The sequence below is a fragment of the Streptomyces sp. A1136 genome (assembly GCF_004795055.1).
Taxonomy (GTDB): Bacteria; Actinomycetota; Actinomycetes; order Streptomycetales; family Streptomycetaceae; genus Streptomyces.
In genome coordinates this window covers 65,613-85,998 of sequence record NZ_SSBJ01000018.1, presented here as the reverse complement: position 1 = coordinate 85,998, position 20,386 = coordinate 65,613, and the positions used below count along the sequence as shown (strand labels likewise).

Below are 20,386 nucleotides of genomic sequence, written 5' to 3'. Positions count from 1 at the left end.
CGTCCGCTCCCCCCTTTGGAGATGCGTCTTGACCACACCCGCCGCCGCGACGTCGCTGGACGCGGACGAGGAGCGCGTCACCCGCGCCCAGCGTCTGCTCGTCCACCTCGGCGCCGCCCTCGTCGCCCGTCCCTTCGATACCAGCACCCACGAGAAGCTCCGCGCCTTCCTCGACGAGGAGGCCGAGCCCGTCCTCGCCTCGCTCGCCGCGCTGAGTCGCCGACCCGAAGCGGAACTCCGCAGCCGGATCGCCGAGCTGGCCGGCCACACCCTGCGCTCAGCCGGAGGCACGGCATGAGCCCCATCCTCACCGGCCGCCGCAAGCCAGCCACACCGGCCGACCCACAGACGCCGGCTGTCCAGGAGACCGCGGCCGGATGGGTCGGCGGATGGTCAACCGGCGCACAGGCCAACTCCGCGGCGCTGCTGCGCTGGATCGTCTGGGGTCTGATCGCCCTCGGCCCCCTGCTGGGCGCGCTCGCCTACCTCTCGGTGCCCACGACGTCCGCGGCCCCGGCGCCGAAGACTGCACCGCCCGCACCGACTGCGAGCGGCGGCCAGGGCGCGGCCGGCTTCGCCACCCTCTTCGTTGCCGCCTACCTGTCCGCTGGCCGCAGCGACGAGTCCAAGCTCGCCGCCTACTACCCGCCGGCCGCCAGCATGCAGCTCGACGGAGTCTCCGGCCAGCACCGGGGCGAGCAGCTGACCGTCGTCCGGCTGCGCCAGACCGACACCTCCGTCTGGGCGGTCACGATCGCAGCCCGCGTCACCGGCGCGCAGCCGTCGCCGGCGCCGTCCACACAACCGGGCGCCTCCCCGTCTCAGTCGGCTGACGCGGTGCGCTACTTCCAGGTGCCCGTGGCCACGGCGCCCGGCGCCGGGGGAGCGACCGCGTACACCGCGCTCGCGCTGCCAGCCGAGGTCGCCGCTCCCGAGCGGGCCAAGACCCCTGAGCTGGTCTACGGCGCGATGCGCCCGGCGCTGCCGACCGACCCGCGGACCCAGGCCGTCACCAGCTTCCTGACCGCCTATCTCACCCGTGCCGGCGCTGAGCTCGACCGCTACCTCGCCCCCGGGACCCGCCTTTCCGCGCCGTCCCCGGCCCCGTACTCGGGCATCGCGGTGGACCAGCTTGCCGTCGAGGGTGAAACCGGCGGCGAACCTGTCGTCTCCGTTCCCGGTGATGGCGCCACCCTGCGCCTGCTCGTCACGCTGCGCGCCACCGGCCGCGACGGGGTGCGGCTCCCCCTCGCCTACGCCCTCACCCTCAAGGCGCGAGCCGGCCGCTGGGAGATCGCCGGCCTCGATGGCGCGCCGGCCGTCGCCGCATCGCATCCGACCTCGACCGCTCCCGGCTCTCCGAGCCCGGCGGCGTCCACCCCCACCTCTTAGAAGGAGCACCGCCGTGCCTCACACCATCACCCTGGCCGCCGGCTGGATCCAGACCGGCACCGGAATCGGCACCGACCTCAAGGGCCTGATCTTCGACGTGGCGATCCCGGTCTTGTGCGGCATGTTCGTCCTGGTCGTCGGCTGGAAGACGAAGGCCCCCGGCCCGACGATCATGGCCGTCATCTTCGCGGCGATCGTCTGGGGCCTGTCCGCCAACATGGCCGCCCTCAAGAACAAGACCAACGAGGACATCGTCCAGTACCAGAGCGGCCCCAACGCCGCACGGAGTGACCAGTGAGCGACGCCGCTGTGGGCGGCGGCGAGTCGGACTTCGAGCTGATCGGTCGCTGCTACACCAAGGCCCGGCGCGCACCACTGGTCCATGGGGTGATCCGGGACGTCAACGGCGGCCGCGGGATCCGGCTGCCCGGCGGCCCCTACACCCTCACCCAGCTGGCCGGGATCGTCTCCACCGTCGTGGCCCTGATCCTGACCCGCCCGGTGTGGGGCGGACACGGCTGGCTCGACGTCGCAGCCCTCCTCGTCCTGCCCGCCGTGGTGGCGTTCGTGCTGCGCCACCTCCACATCGACGGCCGCAACCCCGCGGCCGCCCTGCTGAGCATCGCCCTGATGCTGGCCGCGCCCCGGCGCGGCCAGCTCCGCGGCCGCACCTACCGGCCGGCCCGCCCCACCCGCGGCGACACCCGCATCCACCTGCCCGCCGACGAACAGGCCGCCGAAGCAACTGCCCGGGCGATCACCGAGACCCCCGCCCCGGAGCGCCGGCCGCCCCCGGCCCGGCCCCAGCCCGCGGCACCCGCCGCCGCATCACCGGCACCCAAGGGGTCTTCGGCGCCCGCCGCGCCGGTGGCCTCGGGCGTGCAGGCCCTGCTCGCCCGACGCGCCCCCACCACTCGTACCTGATTGGAGAACTGACGATGCGCCTGCCGATCCGGCACGTCCAGCAGAACCTCATCTTCACCACCCACGGCACCGTCTGGGCCGTCTGGCGCGTCGCCGCGACCAACTACTCCCACGCCCCGGCCGCCGTGAAGAAGCGCCGTCTCAAGGCCCTGGAGGGCCTGTTCAAGGCGATGACCGGCGAGCCAATGCTCATGAGCCTGTGCCCGCAGATCGACCCAACCGCCGTGGTCCGCGCCATGGTCGACGACATCGACCTGCAGCGCGCGCCCCGCTACGAGAGCCTCGGGCACGCGGTCCTGGACCAGCTGGAAACCATGGAGCTGACGGGCCGCACCGACTGGCTCGCGCTCCCCCTGCCCCCGCTGTCGCAGAAGGACGCGGTGATGTCCGCGTTCCGGGCGGCGCGGGCGGAAGTCTCCCTGCAGCTCGGGCTGATGCCTGCGGTCGTCACCGACGCGGAGGTGCGCCGGCGCCTGGAGCAGGCCCAGCGGATCCAGGCCCAGTGGCCGACCGGCGTCTCGATGCGCCCTGCCTCCGAGGCGGAGATCCTGTGGATCTACGGCCACTCCGCGCGCCGCGGGCTCGCCGAACCCTTCCTCCCGGACGGCACCGAGACCCCGGTCCGCGGCCGCGGCCGGAACATCGCGGCGCTGGGGGAGATCCTCATCGGCGAGGGCGGAGCCGACTTCAACACCGGCCCCACGCTGCCGGCCAACCCGTTCACACGGCGCTTCCTCCAGGTCTCCAGCGAGTGGGGCGACTCCTACCAAGCGCTCCTGGCGTTGAGCGAGATGCCCGAGGCGTTCGCCCTCCCGGGCGCGGCCTACCTTCAGCAGCTCGACGACCTGGCCTACCCCGTCGACTGGACCGCGCGTCTGGTCATCGTCCCCGGCTCGAAGGCCGAGCCGAAGGTCCGCAAGCGCGCCCGTCACCTCAAGGCGCAGGCCGCCGAGTACGAGGGCGACCCGGCCGGCCCGCCCGCGGCCGTCGCCCGTAACCAGGCCGACAACGAGGAGTACCACGAGAGGTTGACGGCGAACCGGCGCGAGGTCGAGATCCGCGCCATGGTCACCCTCGCCGTGTGGGGCAACAGCCCCGACGACGCCATGGACCGCGCCGCAGCCCTCGCCTCCGATTTCGGCTCCACCGACTACACCTTCTCCCGTCCCGCCGGCGAACAGGCCAGCCTGTGGCAGGCGATGCTGCCCGGCTGCCGCACTCCCCGTGTCATGGCCGGCTACGCGCAGATCCTCCTCGCGCGGGACTTCGCGATGGCCATGCCGTGGTGCGGCTCCCAGCTCGGCGACGAGCGCGGCGGCCTCTACGGCCTCCAGGTCGCCTCCGGCGGCGCCCGCCCCGTCCTGATCGACCCTGCCCGCGGCCCCCGCGAGAACGCGAGCGCGTCGATGGCGTGGCTCGGCGAGCTCGGCGCCGGCAAGTCCGTCGGCATGAAGAGCGCCGTCTACAACGTCCTGGCCCGAGGCCACCAGCTCGGCCGGCCCGGCAGCCGCGGCCGCGCCGTCATCGTCGACCGCACCACAGACCAGGAATGGGCCCGGTTCGCGAAGGCCTGCCCTGGCACCACCCAGCTGATCCGCATCGACCACACCGCCGAGGTCTCCCTTGACCCGCTGCGCCTTTACAGGGAGAGCAGCCCTGAGGTCGCGGCCCGCTTCACCGAGTCCTTCCTTACCCTGCTGCTCGGGGTGCGGCCGATGGACCTCGAAGGCGTCGCCCTGTCCGAGGCGGTCCAGGCGGTTCTGGCCCGGCCTGAGCCGTCGATGCGCGCCCTGATGGAGGAGCTCACCGCACGCGGCGCCGGGGACGCGGCCGCTCACGGCCTGGCCCGCAAGCTCGCCTCGGTCGCCCGAAAGGACCTGGCGAGGGTCGTCTTCGACGAGACGCTGCCGGTCGTCGACACCCACCGCGCGGACTCCGTCGTCTTCCTGGTGTCCTCGCTCGCCCTGCCGAAGAAGTCAGAGCTCGCGAGCGAGCACCGGATCCAGCGCCTGGAGTTCGAGAAGGTCCTGGGCCGGGCGCTGATGTACCTGATTGCCGCGGTCTCCCGTGAGACTGCGATGCGCTCGCGGGACGAGTTCGCGGTCACGGTCTTCGACGAGTGCTGGTGGCTCACCTCCAGCGACGAGGGCCTGGAGCTGCTGCTGGAGCTGCTGCGCGACGGCCGCAAGCGCAACGCAGCCGCGTACGTCGGCAGCCACGACGCCGACGACATCGGCTCGGCCGACAGCGAGAAGGGCGCGATCGTCCGCGGCCTCATCCCGCACCGGTTCGTCTTCCGGCAGACCAGCCGCACGCTGGCCGCGCGCAGTCTCGACTTCCTCGGAGTGGACGCCACCGACACCGACCTGCTCGACCTGGTCACCGGTGGCCTCTCACCGCTGGGCCTGCCTGAGAACCAGCGCCGGGCCCGCGCGGGGGAGTGCCTCTACCGGGACCTGGCCGGCCGCATCGGCCTCATGCGGGTCCTTATCCCCATGGACCGTGCGATCGAGCGCGTCATCCACACCACCCCGACCACCGAGCAGGCAGCAGCATGAGGACCTGCCACTCCCTGTGGGCCCGGCTGCGCCTGCTCGGCGCAATCCGGCTCCGCAGCGCTCTCGTGCTCGCGGCGCTCGCCGCCACCGCCTTCACCATGCTCACCTCACTGCCGGCTCTCGCCGAGCCGAGCCCGTCCGCGTCCCCAACTCCCACCAGCCCGCCCCCGGTCAGCCCACTCACCCCGGCAACACCCGGTACGCGTACGCCCACCCCCGAAGAGCTCGCGGAAATCGAGAAGATGCTCGGCGAGCTCAACATGCGGCTCTCCGACGCCATGCAGGAGGCTGCCCTCAAGGCCGAGGAGGAGAGGCTACGCAAGCTGCTGCCCGACGAGGGCGGTGTCCTCGCTGTCTTCAACGTCACCGACTCGGGGAACCTGCCGATCTCGGCCTACACCGTCAAGTCCGACACTGGCGGCCTGACCGACTGGGACCTCGGCATCGAGAATCTGATCACGGAACTCTGTTTCATGATCACCAAGTGGGTCATCGCGTTCTGCTGCTGGCTCATCGCCTGGGCACTCAGCTTCGGCCTCGCCAAGCTCCTCCTGGCACCCATCCTGTCCGTCGCCAACAGCCTGCACGTTCAAGTCATCATTCAGATGGGGCTGCCCGGCCTGTTCCTGTCGGTGTGCGCACTGCTCACCGTCATCCGGATCTTCTTCGGGGACCGGGCCAAGGGGGTGGGCGACGCGGCGCTGTCCATCCTGATCGCCGCGCTCACCGCCACCTTGCTCTCCTCGCCCCCGCAGATGCTGCTGGGGGAACAGGACGGTGCCATCGCTGCCGCCCGCGGTTTGGCCCTCGAAGTTGCCGACATCATCCTCGACGCCAATCCCGGCGAGAAGGAGAAGCTCCCCGATGACGAGGACTCGGCCAGCAGCCGCGCGCTCTCCCGCCCCCTGACGAACGCCCTGACCGATTCCTTCATCGTGAAGCCCGCCATGCTGCTCCAATACGGCCGGGTCTTCGAGGGCGACTGCGCGAAGAAGTACTCCGGCACGAAGATCTCGCAGCTCGCATTCGATCGGGCGGTGACCCAGCAGACGGATCGGCTGAAGAAGCTCAACAGCTACCGGTACTACTTCGACCCGTCCAACGCCGCCATCGCCGACTGGACGATGCCCCTCGCCAAGCAGTGGGCACTCGATCACTTCGGCAACCCGCCCATGGACGCCTTCGAGAAGGAGTGCGTCACGGGTGACGTGAACGCCGCCAAGCGGGCTTCGATGGATAAGGTCGGCGGCGCGATCTTCCTCCTCGTCGCCGCCCTGATCGTCGCGGTGCTGATCACCGGTCTCGCCGGCAGCTTCCTCGTCGCGCAGTGCCGGATTGCCTGGGACGCCGTACGAGGCGAACCCGCCCTCGTGGCCGGCCTGATGCCCGGCGCCGGCCGCGCCTACCTGTGGGACTGGGCGGCATCGGTCCTGCACTCACTCGGCCAGCTCCTCGCCTCCATCGTCGGCCTCGCCGTCCTCATCCTGATCATCCAGGCCGTCCTCGACCCCGTACAGCAGGACTGGGGCAATGAACTGACCCTGCGCTTCCTCGCGGTGGACATCGTGTGCATCGGCGCGATCAAGAAGCGCAAAGCCCTCACCGTCCGGTCGAAGCAGGTCGCGGCGAACTTCCGCGCCAAGATGTCCTCCGCCCGGATCGGCGGGACCAACGGCAGCGCCTTCACCCCGTCCTCCACCCCGGTGGCGAGGAACCAGAGCGTCGCCCGCAAGGTCACCAGTGCAGCCGCCCGGACCGCGATGGTGGGCGCAGTCCTCGCCTCGGGCAATCCGATGGCCGCCCTCGGCTACGCCACATCGTCCAGCGTGAGCACGGTCGCCCTGATGAACCGGATTCAGTCGGCCAGTAGGGGCCGCGGCACCCGGCCGGCCCGGCCCGCAGGCCACCAACCCCAACCCCAACCTGGCAACGCCAGCAACCCGGGCCCGACACCCCCCGTACCGCCGCAGCGCGACCAGCCGCCGAACCCGTCGGCGCAACCGCCCGGCGCATCCGCTAGTCCGGGGCCCCAACTGCCGGGAGACCCGGCGCAGAACCCGGCCAACAGCAGCAGCCGGGCGACCGCTACGCCGAAGCAGGCCAGCCCGCCGGCTGCGCCCACGGCAGAGCGGCGGCACCGGCCACGTCACCCGGTGCCGGTTCAGCGGGCCGCCTCATCACGCCAGCAGCAGCTCCGGCAGCGCCTGGACCGCGGCGCCTCGGGCCAGCCCGTCACACGTCGCGTCACCGCCGCGCCCCAGTCCCGGCCAAGTGACACCTCTCTCAGCCGTAACGAGCAGTGGGAGCTGAACCGCCGTCGCCGCCAGCAGGGCCGTTCATGAAGAAGTCAATTAAGCGGTGGCTGGCTGGCGTCGCCGGGCTGCTCGGCCTCGCGTTGGTCCTGCTCGCCGCGATCGCCGCCCACGTCGCCGGCCTTGGCCAGAGCGAGGCCGAGGCCGCGGCGGCCTCGGCACGCTGCCCCGGTGCCAGCCAGGCCGGCCTCGACCCGAACACCGCCGACATCGCCCGCAAGGTCACGGCGATGCTGGCCGGCAGCGGCGACGTCAGCGTTCCCGGGCTATCCGATCCCAAGGAACAGATTCCCAACGCCAAGGTCATCGTCGCGACCGGCATCCAGAAGCGGGTGCCTGCCCGCGGACAGGTCATCGCACTCGCCACCGCCCTCCAGGAGTCCACATTGATCAACCTCGACCACGGTGACCGTGACTCCCTCGGCCTGTTCCAGCAGCGACCCTCTCAGGGGTGGGGAACCCGAGAGCAGATCATGGATCCCGTCTACTCGTCCGGCAAGTTTTACGACGGGCTGGTGAAGATAAAGGACTGGGAGCAGATGCCCGTCACGGTAGCCGCGCAGAAAGTCCAGGCCAGCGCCTTCCCCGATGCGTACGCCAAGCACGAGCCCCTCGCGACCGCCCTCCAGCAGGCCATCGCCCCCACGCTCGGCGCAGCGCCCGCCGGTCCCATGCCGGTACAGGCCGGGCTCGGCGGGGCAGGCTGTGCCAGCCCGGCCGGCAACGTGGACTTCGGCCAGATCCCACCCGGCACCGTGCCGGAGGGCTACCAGATCCCCGCCACCGCACCGATGCAGGTGCAGACCGCGATCCGCTGGGCCCTCGGCCAACTCGGCACCCCCTATCAATGGGGCGGCAGCTGCACCAACCCCCACGGCAGCAACCCTGCCGAGCGATGCGACTGCTCCTCACTGACACAGCGCGCGTACGGCGTGGCCGGCAAGGAGATCACCCGCACCACCTACACCCAGATCAACGACGGGCGCGCTGTGCCCACGAACGCGATCCAGCCGGGCGACCTGCTCTTCGCCGTCGGCTCTGCCTCCGCCCCAGAACACGTGGCCCTCTCGATCGGCTACGGATACGTCGTCCACGCACCAAAGCCAGGGCGTGTCGTGGAAGTCACCAAGCAGGCCAACCTCGGCCCGATTCTGGTCGTTCGGCGCATCGTCGGCTGATTCCCAACACTCAGATGACATGTCATAACAGCTTGCTACTGTCCAGGCGAAGATCAACGCAGCCCCGGGGAGGGCAAGAAGATGCGCACGGCACACGCAATGACCGCAGCAACTCTGCTGGCGTTACTGGCCACAGGCTGCTCCAGTGGTGCTGACACCGCGGGGAACAAGCCGCCAGGATGGTTCGGTGACACCAAAACCACCGCGCCGCTCACGAAGTTGAGCGTGCCGCCCTCCTTTGATGCCACGCAGGGATGGGACGAGGTGCTCTCGTGGGTACCGCAGTCCGTGATGACGCTGCCAGTGACGGTGGTACCTCGGTCTCAGACCGTCGCGTTCATGCAAGCGTCGTCCGCCGGCTATACCGTCTCCGCTCGCGAGAGCAACGGCAAGCTGGCCTGGCGGTCTGCTCCCTGGTCGGCACCGACCCCGGTAGCCGAAGCCCAGACAGCCTCCAGCGGGCCGGCAGAGATCCCGGACTTGACGGGCGTGGAGATCGATGGCCGTGGATACGTGGTGGCCTACGCCCACGGCGTGCGTGGCAAGGATCAGCTGCACGAGGGCGCCGAGATTGTGCGCCTCGCGATTTTCCCGGCGGACGCGAAGGGGGAATCGGTCAAGCCCCTGCGGGAAGTCGACGTGCCTGTGTCGGCCGACCCTGGCGAGATCCACGTCCAGGCAATGGGCGGTCGGCTGCTCGTTGCCTGGGGGGAAAGTGGGTTCTTTCCGAACCGGGGAGCGACCGTGGACATGACCACCGGAGAAGTGGCGGTCCAGCAGGATGCCGACCGGCTACTTACCCAGTGCAGGACCGCCCCTATGTGCAATACCAGCCGCGTCGTCGCCGCCACGCCGGACGGCCCTCTCGTCGCGATGGGCGGAGGAGGCTTCGGCATCCCCGGACGCTACTTCAGCGACACCCTGACCCCCACGGGCATCAACCCCAAGTCAGGCTTTCTGGGCTTTTGGAACGGCACCGTCTACGGCGTCTCGGCCGGATACGCCCTCATCAGCTGGCAAGCGGCGTCGGCCGGAGACACCCCCGTGTGGTCAGTCCACGACCTGCACACCGGAGCGCCTCAGGCCCGACTGGTCTGCGGCCAGGAGATCGCCAAAAGCGACAAACCCAGCCGCGACTACCCGGTGGTCTCTTCTCCCCGCGGCCAGTACCTGGCCGCGGGGTCCGTGGCCTTCGACCTCAAGAACAAGCGGGGCATCTGCTGGCAGGGTGATGGCAACCGCAAGACGATCTTGGTGGCTTCGATCCAGGACAACGGCACCGCGTACGGGGGAGTGCCCGACGCCTCGGAGGGCGGCACAAACGTGGTCGCCCAACTGGACTTGAGCACCCCCAGCGGCAATGCGAAACCCCTTGAGGCCGGGACGGAGGTCCCCTACGCCCACTCCGCAGACGGGGCGGGCGTGTTCCTCACCCTCAACAGTGACAAGCATGTCCTCGTGGCCGTACGCAAGCCAGCCCGCCCCTGAATGGCTCCGCCGGACCTCAGCTGCCTGGCCACCACCCGATGTGCCCGTTCTCCACCACCTCGGCGTCGTGAATGAACGCCCAGGAGGTCGGCAGGTAGGCGTCGTCACGACCGCGGATGACCCTTGCCTCCGGCCGCTGGGCCGGAGGATCGTTGAGATAGGCATCGATCACCGCGTTCGGGATGCCCCTGCCGAGACGACGCCTGCGCTCGTAGGCGGGCAACTCGTTCAGATTGCACGAACGACACAGAAGCCCACGGACGCAGCAGCGGTTACTGGAGCCCTTCATGCCGCAGCAGTGGTGATCGTGATCGATCTGCCAGGGTCGCCGTCTGACATGAGGGATGCCCCCGTCGCAGGGCTCCTCATTGTCACCGCAGAGGGCGCATCGAAAGTCCTGCGCGCGCCAGATGGCGTTGTAGCGGGCGATGGTGAGCCCGTACATCGCGATGCTCCGACGCAGCCGATAGCACGGCTGGCACTCACGGCCGCGGCGAAGACGGGCTGCCCATTCACCACAGCGGTCGCAGAAGTCACCGTCACCTTCGAGTTCGATCCGCGTCATGGCCTTCACGATGTCGTCCGGCGAAAGCATGGCGGAAGCCTAGAGCCCGCTACTGACAGCCGACAGCGGTTTCCTTTTCAGCGAAGGTAGACGACGGCGGTGCGCTTACCAGGCCGACTATGTTCGTTGGCAAGGGCCTTGGGACGGGCAGGCTGACACCGCAGTAACCAGAGACGAGCTGGCACCCGGCCGTGAAGATCAAGATCCACGGGGAGTGCTAGGCAGAAACCGGTCCGGCGTTGACACCTGAGATGCGGCCAGCAGAGTCGAAGGAGACCACCGCGGCGCCCCCGCTGGGCAGAGACGCGGTGATCTGGTCGGCGGCCTCCTGCACTGGGACGCCGTGCAGGGCGAACCAGCCGTTGACGACCAGCCGCGGTGAGCGTGCGAAAAGCTGTGCGCCAGTGAGCAGATGGCGCGGCATAGCGACCGGGTCTAGCCGCGCGGGCTGGAGTTGCGGATCTTGCGGCACGAAGTAGACCCGGGTCTGCGGACCGGCCTCCTGGCCGATGTAGCCGGGCGCGCCGAGTACTGCCATGCCGAGGAAGGCCAGCGCCTCGGCGGCACGGCGCGGATCAGCGAATCGGGCTAGCGCCACGCCCTCCTGCTGCAACTCCACGATGCCGTGACGGCGGCCGAACTCGGGTATTCGCGCGCTGGCTGCAGCCACTTTGCTGCCGCGCAGCCCCGGGTTGGCCCAACCCCACAGCCAGGTCTGCTCGGCCAGGTCGTAGCTGCCCAGCAGCCCGACTCGAAGGCTTCGGCCGCCGGACTCGTAGCGGCACTGGTCCAGATCTGCCGTCCACGGCCCAGACGGGAAGGCCCGGTCGATCATTTCCAGCTGTTGTACGCCCCAGGCCGCGTGGTACTCGGCGGCGTGCAGGAAGGCGTCGGAGAAGGCCGTGGTCATCGGGGCAGCTTAGCCCCAGCCGTCTGACGGCCCTCAGCGGCCTCAACCCTGATCAGCACAGCGAGGCATTCACAGTGATCACGATGTAGGGCTGCCAGTACTAGGCGTGCTCGGGGACTCAGAGTCATGTCACCTCGTGTCGCGCCTGGGCTACCTGGCTGCCTCGGCCGGAAGCCTGCTTACGGTCACGCTGAGAAGGATGCGTGTGTGGAGCGTCCGGCGGGGGGTGCTCGGCGGCAGCCTCGCGGGCGCCTCTGGCGTGTTCGCTGTCAAAAACGTCCGATTGAGTGCCAACGGACAAGCGGCTCGATGCCGACCGCACCCTGACGCAAAGAAAAGGCAAAGCATCCGGGTGTGCTGTCTGGACTAACCGCCGATTCCTACTTGGTCCAGGTGAAGGGCTTCTTCTTCCCGACCTGGAGGCATCGTGCAGCACATCGCCCCGCCCTGTGCGACTCAGGGCTGGCCGACATGAACATCCCCAGTGTGCAGGTCGATGAACTCCGCGCCCAGCTCCAGGCCGTCCTGAGCGCCGCCGCGCCGTACCTCGTCGCCCTCGGCGTCATCGGGGCGGCGGTGTGGGTGTGGTGGACGATCCGGCGCGCGGCGCTCGTCCGGGAGGCGCTCGCCGACCGAGTCCAGGCCGAGGTCATCCCGACCGCCACTTTCGACCCCGGCGAAGGGGAAGTCGGACGCTGGGCCCGCCAGCTCAGCCGCGTCCACCACGCTGCCGACGGCGTCCCGGCCCGCGGCTCCGCGGTGCGCCTGCGCTACACCGCCGAGGCAGGGAAGATGCGCTGCTACATCGAGGGCCCGGCGGCCGCAGCCGCCGTCCTGAACATGCCCGGCTTCGCCGAGGTCGAAGTCCGCACCCAGCACGGCCAGGCCGACATCCACCCCGTCCACTTCACCGGCCCGGGAGGAACTCCGTGACCGCCGTCATCTCCCTCGGCAAGCCGGCACAGGCAGCCGCCCCGGCGAGCGCCCGCCGGTACGTGCAGCGCACCGAACTCGCCCTGGGCCTGCCCGACTACAAGGCCCTTGCCTCCCTCGGCCTGAGCCCCGACCCGCTCCAGCAGTTGGCCGCGGCCATGGCCTCCGTGCGCACCGAGGACGGGGAGAAGGCCGAGGCGGTCTTCGACCTGGTCCCGGTCTCCGAGCGGCGCCTGGTCCGCCGACGCCGGCGCCTGATGGCCCGGGCCGCCCGACGGGGCCCGTCCGCGTACGGCGAGCGCCTCACTGTAGGCCTCGGCGGAGGCGGTTTCTGGGGTTCGGCGACCTCCGCCTGGTCCGGCGGTGCCGGCGCTTCCAACCGATCCGATCGGATCCCGCGGCAGACCGACCTGCGCGACGGCGTCGGCAAGCTCGAACCGAGCGCGGGCGCGGTGTTCGCCGTGCAGATCCTGCTGCGCACCGAGGCCGCTCACCCGCAGCTGGCTCTGGCCCGGATGCACCAGCTGATCGCCGCTCTGTCGATGACCTCGGGGGAGAACTACCTCAAGGCCCATCGGCCGCGGAAGTGGGCGATCGGCCGGTTCGAGCGCCGGTTCGCCACTGGGGAGTTCGCACCTCGTCGCCGGCAGTGGCTGACTGTGCCCGAGCTTGCGGGCTGGCTGAAGCCGCCCACGGTGAAGTGCACCGCCTCCAGCGTGGTCCGCTCCGGTGGCCTGGTCCCGCCGGCCCCCGCCGACCTTCCCGTCTACACCGGGCAGCACGACCTGATTCCGCTCGGCGCCGTGGTCTATCCCGACGGCCGCGAGCGGATCGCTGGCGCCCGCGTCCAGGACCTCCTCTTCGGCCTCCAGCTCGGCAAGTCCGGCCACGGCAAGACTGAAGAAGCCCTCGTGCAGTGCATCGCGATGGCCCACTCGGGCTACGGCTGCTGGTTCCTCGACCCGCACGGCGAGGGCTGGGCCCGGGCCAAGCCCTACCTCGCGCACCCGGAGATTCTCGACCGGCTCTGGGAGATCAACCTCGCCAAGGCCGACCCGGACCAGCCCGTCGTCTCCTGGAACCCCCTGTCGATGGAGGGTCGCACCCTTTCCGACGTCCAGGACATCGTCCGCTCCGTCACCGAGGGCATCGCCGCGGCGCAGGACTGGGGCGACAACGCGCCCCGCGCCCGGACCATCCTCGCCCGCGCCTCCCAGGCGCTGGCCCTGCTAAACCTCAAGGCCGTCCAGGCCGGGCACCCCGAGGCGCAGTGCACCCTCTTCCAGCTGCGCACCTGGCTCACCGACGAGGACTGGCGCGAGAGGCTCCTGCGCAAGCTCCCGGACCGCGTCCGCGCGTACTGGGAGACCACGTTCCCCAAGCTGGGCCCCGACGCGGTGCCGACCGTCACCTACGCAATCGACCGCCTCGACACCAGCCAGAGCCTCCAGGGCTTCTTCGGCAGCCCCCGCTCCGCGTACGACGTCCGCCACGCCATGGACACCGGCAAGGTCGTCTTCGTCTGCCCGTCCGGCAGCGAAAGCGACGCCCTGGTCAGCTGCCTACTGATCCACGACCTGCACCGCGCCGGCCTCTCCCGGCAGGACACCCCGCGCGAGCAGCGGAAGACCTTCTGGGCCTGGGGTGACGAGCTCACCGCGCTCGACAGCAGCAGCAAGGGCTTCCTCGCCGCCATCGCCGAGCAGCTGCGCAAGTACGAGGTCCGCTTCATCGGCATGACACAGATGGCACTCCGGCTCTCCGCCATCACCCGCCAGGCCCTCCTGCAAAACCAGAGCTGGCTGAGCACCTGCGCCGCGGACTACGACGAGGCGGCCTTCGTCGCCAAGAGGTGGAACGGCCACATCAGCCCGGAGACCATCACCGAACTCCCGAAGTACCACTACGTGATGTCCGTCAACCTCAACGGCGCCCGAACCACGCCCTTCCGGGTCCGCGGCCTGCCCGTGGACGAGATCTTCGCGCACTACGACAACCCGGCCGGCATCCCCGCCCTCGACCAAGCGATCGACACCAACCTCAACCGCCGCCCCCTCGGTGACATCCTCGCCGACCTGGAAGAGCTCGACCCCGTCGTCCTCGCCCACCACACCGGCCGGCGCCCCGGCGGCCCGAGCGCTGGCGACCCCACCAGCGTCATCGACTAGAAGAAGGGGAGCACCCCATGCCATACCCGCACTCCGCCCCCACCGGGCTGGGCCAGGTCGCCCAGCAGGCCGCCCAGGTCCTCTACCAGCACCGTCTCGTCTCCACGATGCAGCTTCACCGGCTCATCACCCCGCACCACACCCGCTCCGAGTTCCTGCGCCGCCAGCTTCATACCCTGCGCCAGGCCGGCTTCGCCGAGGCCGTGGGCCGACGCAGCGCCGGCCAGACGCAACTGCTGTGGTGGCTGACGGAGAAGGGGGCACAGTCCGTCGAGGCCGTGGGCCTGCTCCAGCCACGCGCGTACCGGATGAGCCAGGAGGCCGCGCTCGGCCCGCTCCAGGAGCACACCCTCGCGGTCGTCGAGACCGGAGCGGCGTTCGTCGAGCACGCGAGCAGCCTCGGCCATGAGTGCGGTCCCCTGGACTGGTCGCCCGAGATCGCCCACTACTACCGTGACGAAGCCCGACCCGGGGAGGAGCTGTGCCTCGTCCCGGACGCCGTCCTCAACTACGTCCACACCCAGGGCAAGCAGCGCACCCTGCTCACGTTCTTCGTGGAGGTCGACCGCACCCAGATGACGATCGCCCGCCTCGCGCAGAAACTGCACGCGTACGCCGCCTACCACGAGTACGCGCCTCAGCCCCAGACGGCCAAGGGAACCCGCGGGCCCCGGCGCCAGGCCGCGATGCCGGCCTGGCGTTACCGGTACCCGGCTTTCCCCCGGCTCCTGCTCGTGCTGACGGGAGCCTCCGAGGACCGCCTCGCTCGCCGGATCGCTGACCTGCGCAGTCTCGCCATCAGCGACCCCGCGCTCGCCTCTACTGCGCTGCGGGCCGGCATCACCACTCTCGACCAACTCCGCACCCGCGGCCCTTTCCAACCGGTCTTCACACCAGTCCTCGGCTCGGCCGAACCCGTAGATGCTTGGCTCCGTAGTGGGCTCGCCAACGTGGCCTGAGTCAGATAGACGCGGCCACCGGCCGTTTGCTGGCAGACCGGTTGCGAAAAGACTGAGTCTGAGTACCCCGCAAGCGCCGTCACGTACAACAAAGTTGCTACGCACAACGAGCGGTGAATCTTGTAATCGGCAGAGTGCGGACCGTGAATCCCAGGGGCCAGCCCCTGGACCCCGCCAGCGCCTGGCCGCGCTGGACCGGCCTTGGCATGGGGGGCTGCTCGCCCCCCAGACCCCCTCGCCAGGCGCTTGGGCGCCCTGGACCCGCGCCCCCTCGCCCCCTGCCCCGGCTCCCTGACGGTCGCCGGTGCACCCCTCGGGCGCTGGGCGCCCTCACTGGGGACGAGGGCCGCAAAAGGGGTGGCTGATGATCGAGCCAACTGAGGTGGGGCAAGCCATTGCCGGTATACGACAGCAGGTGGAAGGCCGTACAGGAGCGTTGGTTGAGGTATGTGGAGGAGCGGAGAGAGTGAAGTGTGGCTTCGGAGCCGGTCGAGGACTGGACTGAGGCTGAGCGGGCCCTCACCGTGGCCCTCTTTAGTAAGAGAGCGGCAAGTTTGTAGGCCTCTGACCTGCTGCTTCTTGGTGGAACGCGAGCCTGGCGGACACACTTGCGGGTCGAATGTGTTAAGCCAGCCATGACACTTGACCTCAAAACTTAACCTGCCGGAAAGTTTGGGGAGTCGGCCAGTGATGTGAAGAACACGCAGGTCACGCGTACGCGCGGACCTCAATAGCCCTCGGCCGGAGGGCAAGAAGGAGCGGACCGAAGCCAGCATGTGTGTTCCGCAGACTTGCGAAACTTAACCTGTCGGAAAGTTTCAGCCCTAACTCATATCAAAAATTTCCCTTATGGAAAGTTCCGCGATTGGCTGTCAGCGCCCTCACGAAAACCCCTGCGTCCCAGCCCTGAAACTTAACTTCACGGAAAGTTTTGACCAGGTGCGGCGGCCCGTAACTTTCCTTGACGGAAAGTTACGGGCCGCTGGCGCTAGGCACGACAAGCAACTTGCATGGACGACGCGCCGTCAAAACTTAAGCTGACGGAAACTTTTGGGATAGGCTCCCCCCTGCCTGAACAGCGGAGGAGGCTCAGTGACGCCTGAACCGCCGGCGCGAGCACAGCGCCGGCCCAACCACACGACACCGCCCGATGCGCCCAAGAACGGCGATGACGTTCTCGATGACATCGTCAGCTTGTTGGCCGGCCACATCGGGCAGCCGACGAACGTCGCCCCACCATCGGCTCGGCGAAGCACATCCCGTGGGGGACCACGGGTCCAGATCAGCATCGACTACAGCGGCAACGATCCTCGCAGCATCCACAACATGGCTGGCGAGGATGGCTACAGCATTACCTCCAACTGGTTCGCCCAGTGGATGGCCAAGCTGCTCGTGGCCGGAGTCCTCTCCCGATCCCAGGCCGCAGTCTTTCTGTACGTCGCCGGTGGCCAGAAGAAGGGCACCGGGATCACCTCGTACACCCAGCAACAGATCACCGACGGCCTCAACGGGTTGCTGGACGACGTACCTGGCGCGAAGAAAATCACACGCCCGACCGTCAATAAGGCTGTCAAGACCCTCATGGAGTGGGGCTGGCTCGAAAGTGCTGGATACGGCCGCATCCGACTGAACGTCACCCTCTGGTTCACTGGCAACAGTGGCGAACAGAAGAACGTCCTAGAGGAGATCGCTTCCGACCACGGGAACGAGCCCGAAGCTTTCCCTCACAAGGTCGGCCCCAAGTGTCTGCCCGGCCAGCAGATGCTCGACTTTGAGGAGCCTCCAGCCAGGGGAGCGGCAGGATGACCAGCGCCCACATACCTCGACGACACGACCAAGGAGACCCCAACTGATGCCCAAACCAGTGATGTCCCCCCTCGTGACCGAACGGATCTGGGCGCTTCCGATCGGGGCAGCCGCGGTGAAGTTCCTGTCCTACCTCGTCTTCCGGAGCGACACAGGCACGGGCAATCTCCCGTCCCAACAGGCGATGTCAGCCGAGTACAAGGTCAGCCCTGCGGCCGTGAGCAAGCTCCTGGACCCTCTGTTTGAGCTGAACGTGGTGCTGCGCACTCCGAGCGAGCGCAGCCAGCGCGCCAACAGCTACAGCTTGCATCCCCTCGCCGCCCGATACGAGAGCGCTGAAGCTATGGACCACGCCTTCGCGCAGGCACTAGAAGACATGAGAGCAGGCACTCTCCCGCCACTGAAACTGCCTGAGTACCAGACGGTGCCGCCCACGCAGGGAACCCCCAAGCTGCGAAGCGTGGCCTAGCCGAGGCAATGAAGGAGGCCCCCACCTCAAGGTGGGGGCCTCCTTCTGCCTGAACAGCAGTCGTCGCCAGCATACGTGGGCCGGTGCGCTCCGTACAGCGGGGCCTGAGCCGACATCGGCGGCTGTCCCCCCAGCCGCTACCGCTCGGCTCGTTCCGATCCTGCGAGCCCGTGGATGGCTTCCGGTTCGGGCGAAGGATGGCGCAGCTGTTGAGTGCATTCGAGTGGGTGAGACTTCGGCATTTGACGCAGAAGTTGCGCCAGCTCGCCCATCAGACTGAATGCCGAGAAGGGTCAACAAGGAGGGTGAAACCTTGGCCTCTGGGGGCAGCCCGGCCGCTTGTGACGGCTGGGGTTCACGCGCGTGAAAACAGGGCCTCTACGGTCTACACCGGGCGCGGCTGCATATTCACCGGTCAGCGCGTCGCATCCATGTAACCGCGGCGGTGAGTCCGGATGAGTCAACTGCGACGGCGCTTAACGAGCACCGTGGTGCCGATGCCGAGGCCCGCAGCGACGACGGCGCCGAGTGCCGGCCACTGCCAGGGGAAGTTTCGGGATTCCGCATCCGCGGATGCCGCCGGGTGCGGCGCCGCAGCTGTTTGTCCAGCGCTGGGGGTGGGCGCCTTGACGGGGGCGGGGGCCAGGGGGTCAGTGTCAGGCGCACCCGGGTCTCCCTGGCGATCGAGTAGCACCACGCGGGGGCGGGCGACTCCGTAGCCGACATAGTCGTTGCGCTTGGCGCCGTCGCGGGGGCCGCCGGCGGTCTGGATGAGGACCCGGGCCACCTGGTTTGCGGTCCAGTTGGGGTGAGCCGACCAGACGAGCGCGGCCGAGGCGGAGGCCAGAGCGGAGGCGTACGAGGTGCCTCCGTCCCCCACGCACCATCCCTTGTTGTCGGTGCAGCGGATCGGGACTTTGCCGCCGGGGGCGGACAAGTCCGTGTCGGGCCCGTGCGAGCTGAGCGCCAGGACGCCACCATCGTCGTCGACGGCACCTACGCCGATGACTCCCGGAATCATGGTGAGCATGCTGCCATTGTTGTTGCTGTCCCCATCATTGCCCATGGCTGCGAAGACGAGTGCCCCCTTGCTCTGGGCGTACTGGACAGCCGATTTGACCACTTCGTAGGCGAGGTCATCGCCCCAGCTCAAATTGATGATCTTGGCTCCGTTGTCGGCCGCGTACCGGATCCCCTTGGCACCTTCGTGGCCTGCGGCAAACTCCTGCAGCGTGCCGAGGCTGGTGCGGACGGGCATGACCTTGGCGCCGGGAGCCAGACCCTTGGGGGCTCCTCCTGTGCCGTCGCCGACGATGGCTGCGGTCATGGTCGTCCCGTGCCCGTCGAGATCGTCGTGCGCCGGGTATTTCTTGTCCGGCTGCTCCATCGGCGGTGACATGACCGACACGCCTGGAAGGACGGACTCGCCCGGCACGCCCGGGACTTCTCTGAAGCCGCTGTCGACGACGGCCACGGTGATGCCGGTTCCGTCTGCGACCTTCCACATCTCTGGGGCTTTCATCTTCGTGAGGTAGCGCTGCGGGTCGGTATCGGCGGCCGCCGGTATCACGGTGCCTGCGCTGACCGTCCACGCTGCGACGATCACGGCTGCCGCCCTCCGCCACGACGAGTGTCGACGTATGGTGCCCTGCATTTCCGCCCCTTTGTGTCCGTGCGCTGAAATCTCGCGCGGACCCACCTCATCACACCGTCCATCCGGCGCTGCACCTGACCTTCCGTACTCCGGCGCAATCCACGCTGCGGCACATCCCTGGGGAACCGGGCGGGGGGTATCGAAGGGTCCCGACGGCAACAGCTCGTCCCACAGCGGCCGTACGGCTCGTGACCGGGGGGGAGTAGTTGCGGTACAGCCCTCCCTCATCGACGACCCCGGCCCTTCTCCGCACGCCCTCTCCGCGCTCGGCGATGCCGAGAAGGCCTACCGAGTCACCATCTCCTGGTGGTGGCAGCAGCCGGGCCCGGTGGGTTTCACTCAACCGGTCGTGCACACCGACGCAGATCGCGGCGTTCACCTCACCGTGCAGCGCCGAGGCCATCGCATCCAGTGTCGAGACGGCTGACAGCTTCAACCCGGCCTCCACCAGCTGCTCTAGCGCGATGTCGATCAGGTCCGTCAGATCGTTCGTCGCCTCCTTCGGCATGGATCGTCTCTGCGGCCACCGCGCGGACACCGGCCGCGTCGTGCTTCGCGCCAGCTTGCGGACCCGGGCGCGGTGCTGCTCAGCCGACCACTGCGAGGCGTACACCGGCAGGGTCCCCGTCGGCAGCTCCACCGCCCGCCGCACGAAATCCGGCCCCCACGTTCGGGGTCTCCGTCAGCTTCGAAAAACACCCCATTAGCCGGTACGACTTCTAAGGGGCGGGGGCTTGCTGGATGACAGCGCGACGGGCCTGGGGTATCCGTCGACGGTTGCGCTGATTTTAAGCCATACCGAATAGGAATTGAGCCAAGTTTGTTCCGAGGTTGAAGTGAAGATGAATCGACATTGCTGGTTGCCGAGACGCCGGTTGTTGTGGCCTCACACGTCGGACTGAATTCCGAGAAGGTCCCGCCAGGGTGTGGAAACGCCCGGTTTGCACCGTCCGCGTGGCCGTGAACTGCACTAATGGCTTTCGATGTTGGCCGTCTCTGCGTAACGTATGGGAACAGTCCGGCCGCCTTTGGAGGTCGTGGTTCACGCCGCTGAAAACGGGGCCGTAAAG

Annotated in this window: 16 protein-coding genes; 13 read left to right on the top strand and 3 right to left on the bottom strand. The window is 68.9% G+C overall.

The annotated features are described in order from the left end of the window. Nucleotides 1-28: 28 nt before the first annotated feature. The 8 genes from E6R62_RS19015 to E6R62_RS18980 all read left to right on the top strand — a co-directional run bounded on the left by E6R62_RS19015 (nt 29) and on the right by E6R62_RS18980 (nt 9,852). Nucleotides 29-298 carry a hypothetical protein gene (locus E6R62_RS19015; protein ID WP_136214666.1) on the top strand — a complete coding sequence of 90 codons (270 nt, stop codon included), beginning with the start codon at nt 29-31 and terminating at the stop codon, nt 296-298. Beyond that, nucleotides 295-1,392, top strand: a complete 1,098-nt coding sequence (locus E6R62_RS19010) for a conjugal transfer protein (protein ID WP_136214665.1) — start codon at nt 295-297, stop codon at nt 1,390-1,392. Before E6R62_RS19015 ends, E6R62_RS19010 begins: the two co-directional genes overlap by 4 nt. Nucleotides 1,393-1,405: 13 nt before the next feature. Continuing rightward, a complete protein-coding gene (locus E6R62_RS19005; RefSeq protein ID WP_136214664.1) occupies nt 1,406-1,690 on the top strand; it encodes a hypothetical protein in 285 nt (94 codons plus the stop codon). Continuing rightward, entirely contained in the window at nt 1,687-2,316 is a 630-nt protein-coding gene (locus E6R62_RS19000) for a hypothetical protein (protein ID WP_240801757.1), read from the top strand. The genes E6R62_RS19005 and E6R62_RS19000 overlap by 4 nt, the downstream gene beginning before the upstream one ends. Before the next feature lie 14 nt (nt 2,317-2,330). After that, entirely contained in the window at nt 2,331-4,874 is a 2,544-nt protein-coding gene (locus tag E6R62_RS18995) for an ATP-binding protein (protein WP_136214663.1), read from the top strand. Then, nucleotides 4,871-7,216, top strand: a complete 2,346-nt coding sequence (locus tag E6R62_RS39590; protein ID WP_168714099.1) for a hypothetical protein — start codon at nt 4,871-4,873, stop codon at nt 7,214-7,216. Before E6R62_RS18995 ends, E6R62_RS39590 begins: the two co-directional genes overlap by 4 nt. Continuing rightward, nucleotides 7,213-8,364: a C40 family peptidase gene (locus E6R62_RS18985; RefSeq protein WP_136214662.1), complete on the top strand. Its 1,152-nt coding sequence runs from the start codon at nt 7,213-7,215 to the stop codon at nt 8,362-8,364. Before E6R62_RS39590 ends, E6R62_RS18985 begins: the two co-directional genes overlap by 4 nt. Before the next feature lie 99 nt (nt 8,365-8,463). Beyond that, nucleotides 8,464-9,852 carry a hypothetical protein gene (locus E6R62_RS18980; RefSeq protein ID WP_136214661.1) on the top strand — a complete coding sequence of 463 codons (1,389 nt, stop codon included), beginning with the start codon at nt 8,464-8,466 and terminating at the stop codon, nt 9,850-9,852. A gap of 16 nt (nt 9,853-9,868) precedes the next feature. Here the strand turns inward: E6R62_RS18980 and E6R62_RS18975 are convergent, their stop codons facing one another. Beyond that, nucleotides 9,869-10,447, bottom strand: coding sequence for an endonuclease domain-containing protein (locus tag E6R62_RS18975; RefSeq protein ID WP_136214660.1), 579 nt, complete (start codon nt 10,445-10,447; stop codon nt 9,869-9,871). Between the two features lie 187 nt (nt 10,448-10,634). Beyond that, nucleotides 10,635-11,327 carry a DUF6882 domain-containing protein gene (locus E6R62_RS18970; protein ID WP_136214659.1) on the bottom strand — a complete coding sequence of 231 codons (693 nt, stop codon included), beginning with the start codon at nt 11,325-11,327 and terminating at the stop codon, nt 10,635-10,637. Nucleotides 11,328-11,798: 471 nt separating this feature from the next. Between E6R62_RS18970 and E6R62_RS18965 the strand changes: the two genes are divergently transcribed. From E6R62_RS18965 to E6R62_RS18945, 5 genes are all read left to right on the top strand, one after another. Then, nucleotides 11,799-12,260 (top strand): hypothetical protein, encoded by a 462-nt coding sequence (locus E6R62_RS18965; protein WP_136214658.1) that lies wholly within the window; start codon nt 11,799-11,801, stop codon nt 12,258-12,260. Beyond that, nucleotides 12,257-14,428, top strand: coding sequence for an ATP/GTP-binding protein (locus E6R62_RS18960; protein WP_136214657.1), 2,172 nt, complete (start codon nt 12,257-12,259; stop codon nt 14,426-14,428). Before E6R62_RS18965 ends, E6R62_RS18960 begins: the two co-directional genes overlap by 4 nt. Nucleotides 14,429-14,445: 17 nt before the next feature. Continuing rightward, nucleotides 14,446-15,387, top strand: coding sequence for a replication-relaxation family protein (locus E6R62_RS18955; protein ID WP_136214656.1), 942 nt, complete (start codon nt 14,446-14,448; stop codon nt 15,385-15,387). 1,092 nt (nt 15,388-16,479) lie between these two features. Further along, a complete protein-coding gene (locus tag E6R62_RS18950) occupies nt 16,480-17,193 on the top strand; it encodes a hypothetical protein (protein WP_136214655.1) in 714 nt (237 codons plus the stop codon). Nucleotides 17,194-17,239: 46 nt separating this feature from the next. Further along, nucleotides 17,240-17,662 carry a hypothetical protein gene (locus tag E6R62_RS18945; RefSeq protein WP_136214654.1) on the top strand — a complete coding sequence of 141 codons (423 nt, stop codon included), beginning with the start codon at nt 17,240-17,242 and terminating at the stop codon, nt 17,660-17,662. A 460-nt stretch (nt 17,663-18,122) separates the two neighbouring features. On the opposite strand, the gene E6R62_RS18940 is transcribed toward E6R62_RS18945, so the two are convergent. After that, nucleotides 18,123-19,268, bottom strand: a complete 1,146-nt coding sequence (locus E6R62_RS18940) for a S8 family serine peptidase (protein ID WP_168714098.1) — start codon at nt 19,266-19,268, stop codon at nt 18,123-18,125. Nucleotides 19,269-20,386 lie beyond the last annotated feature (1,118 nt).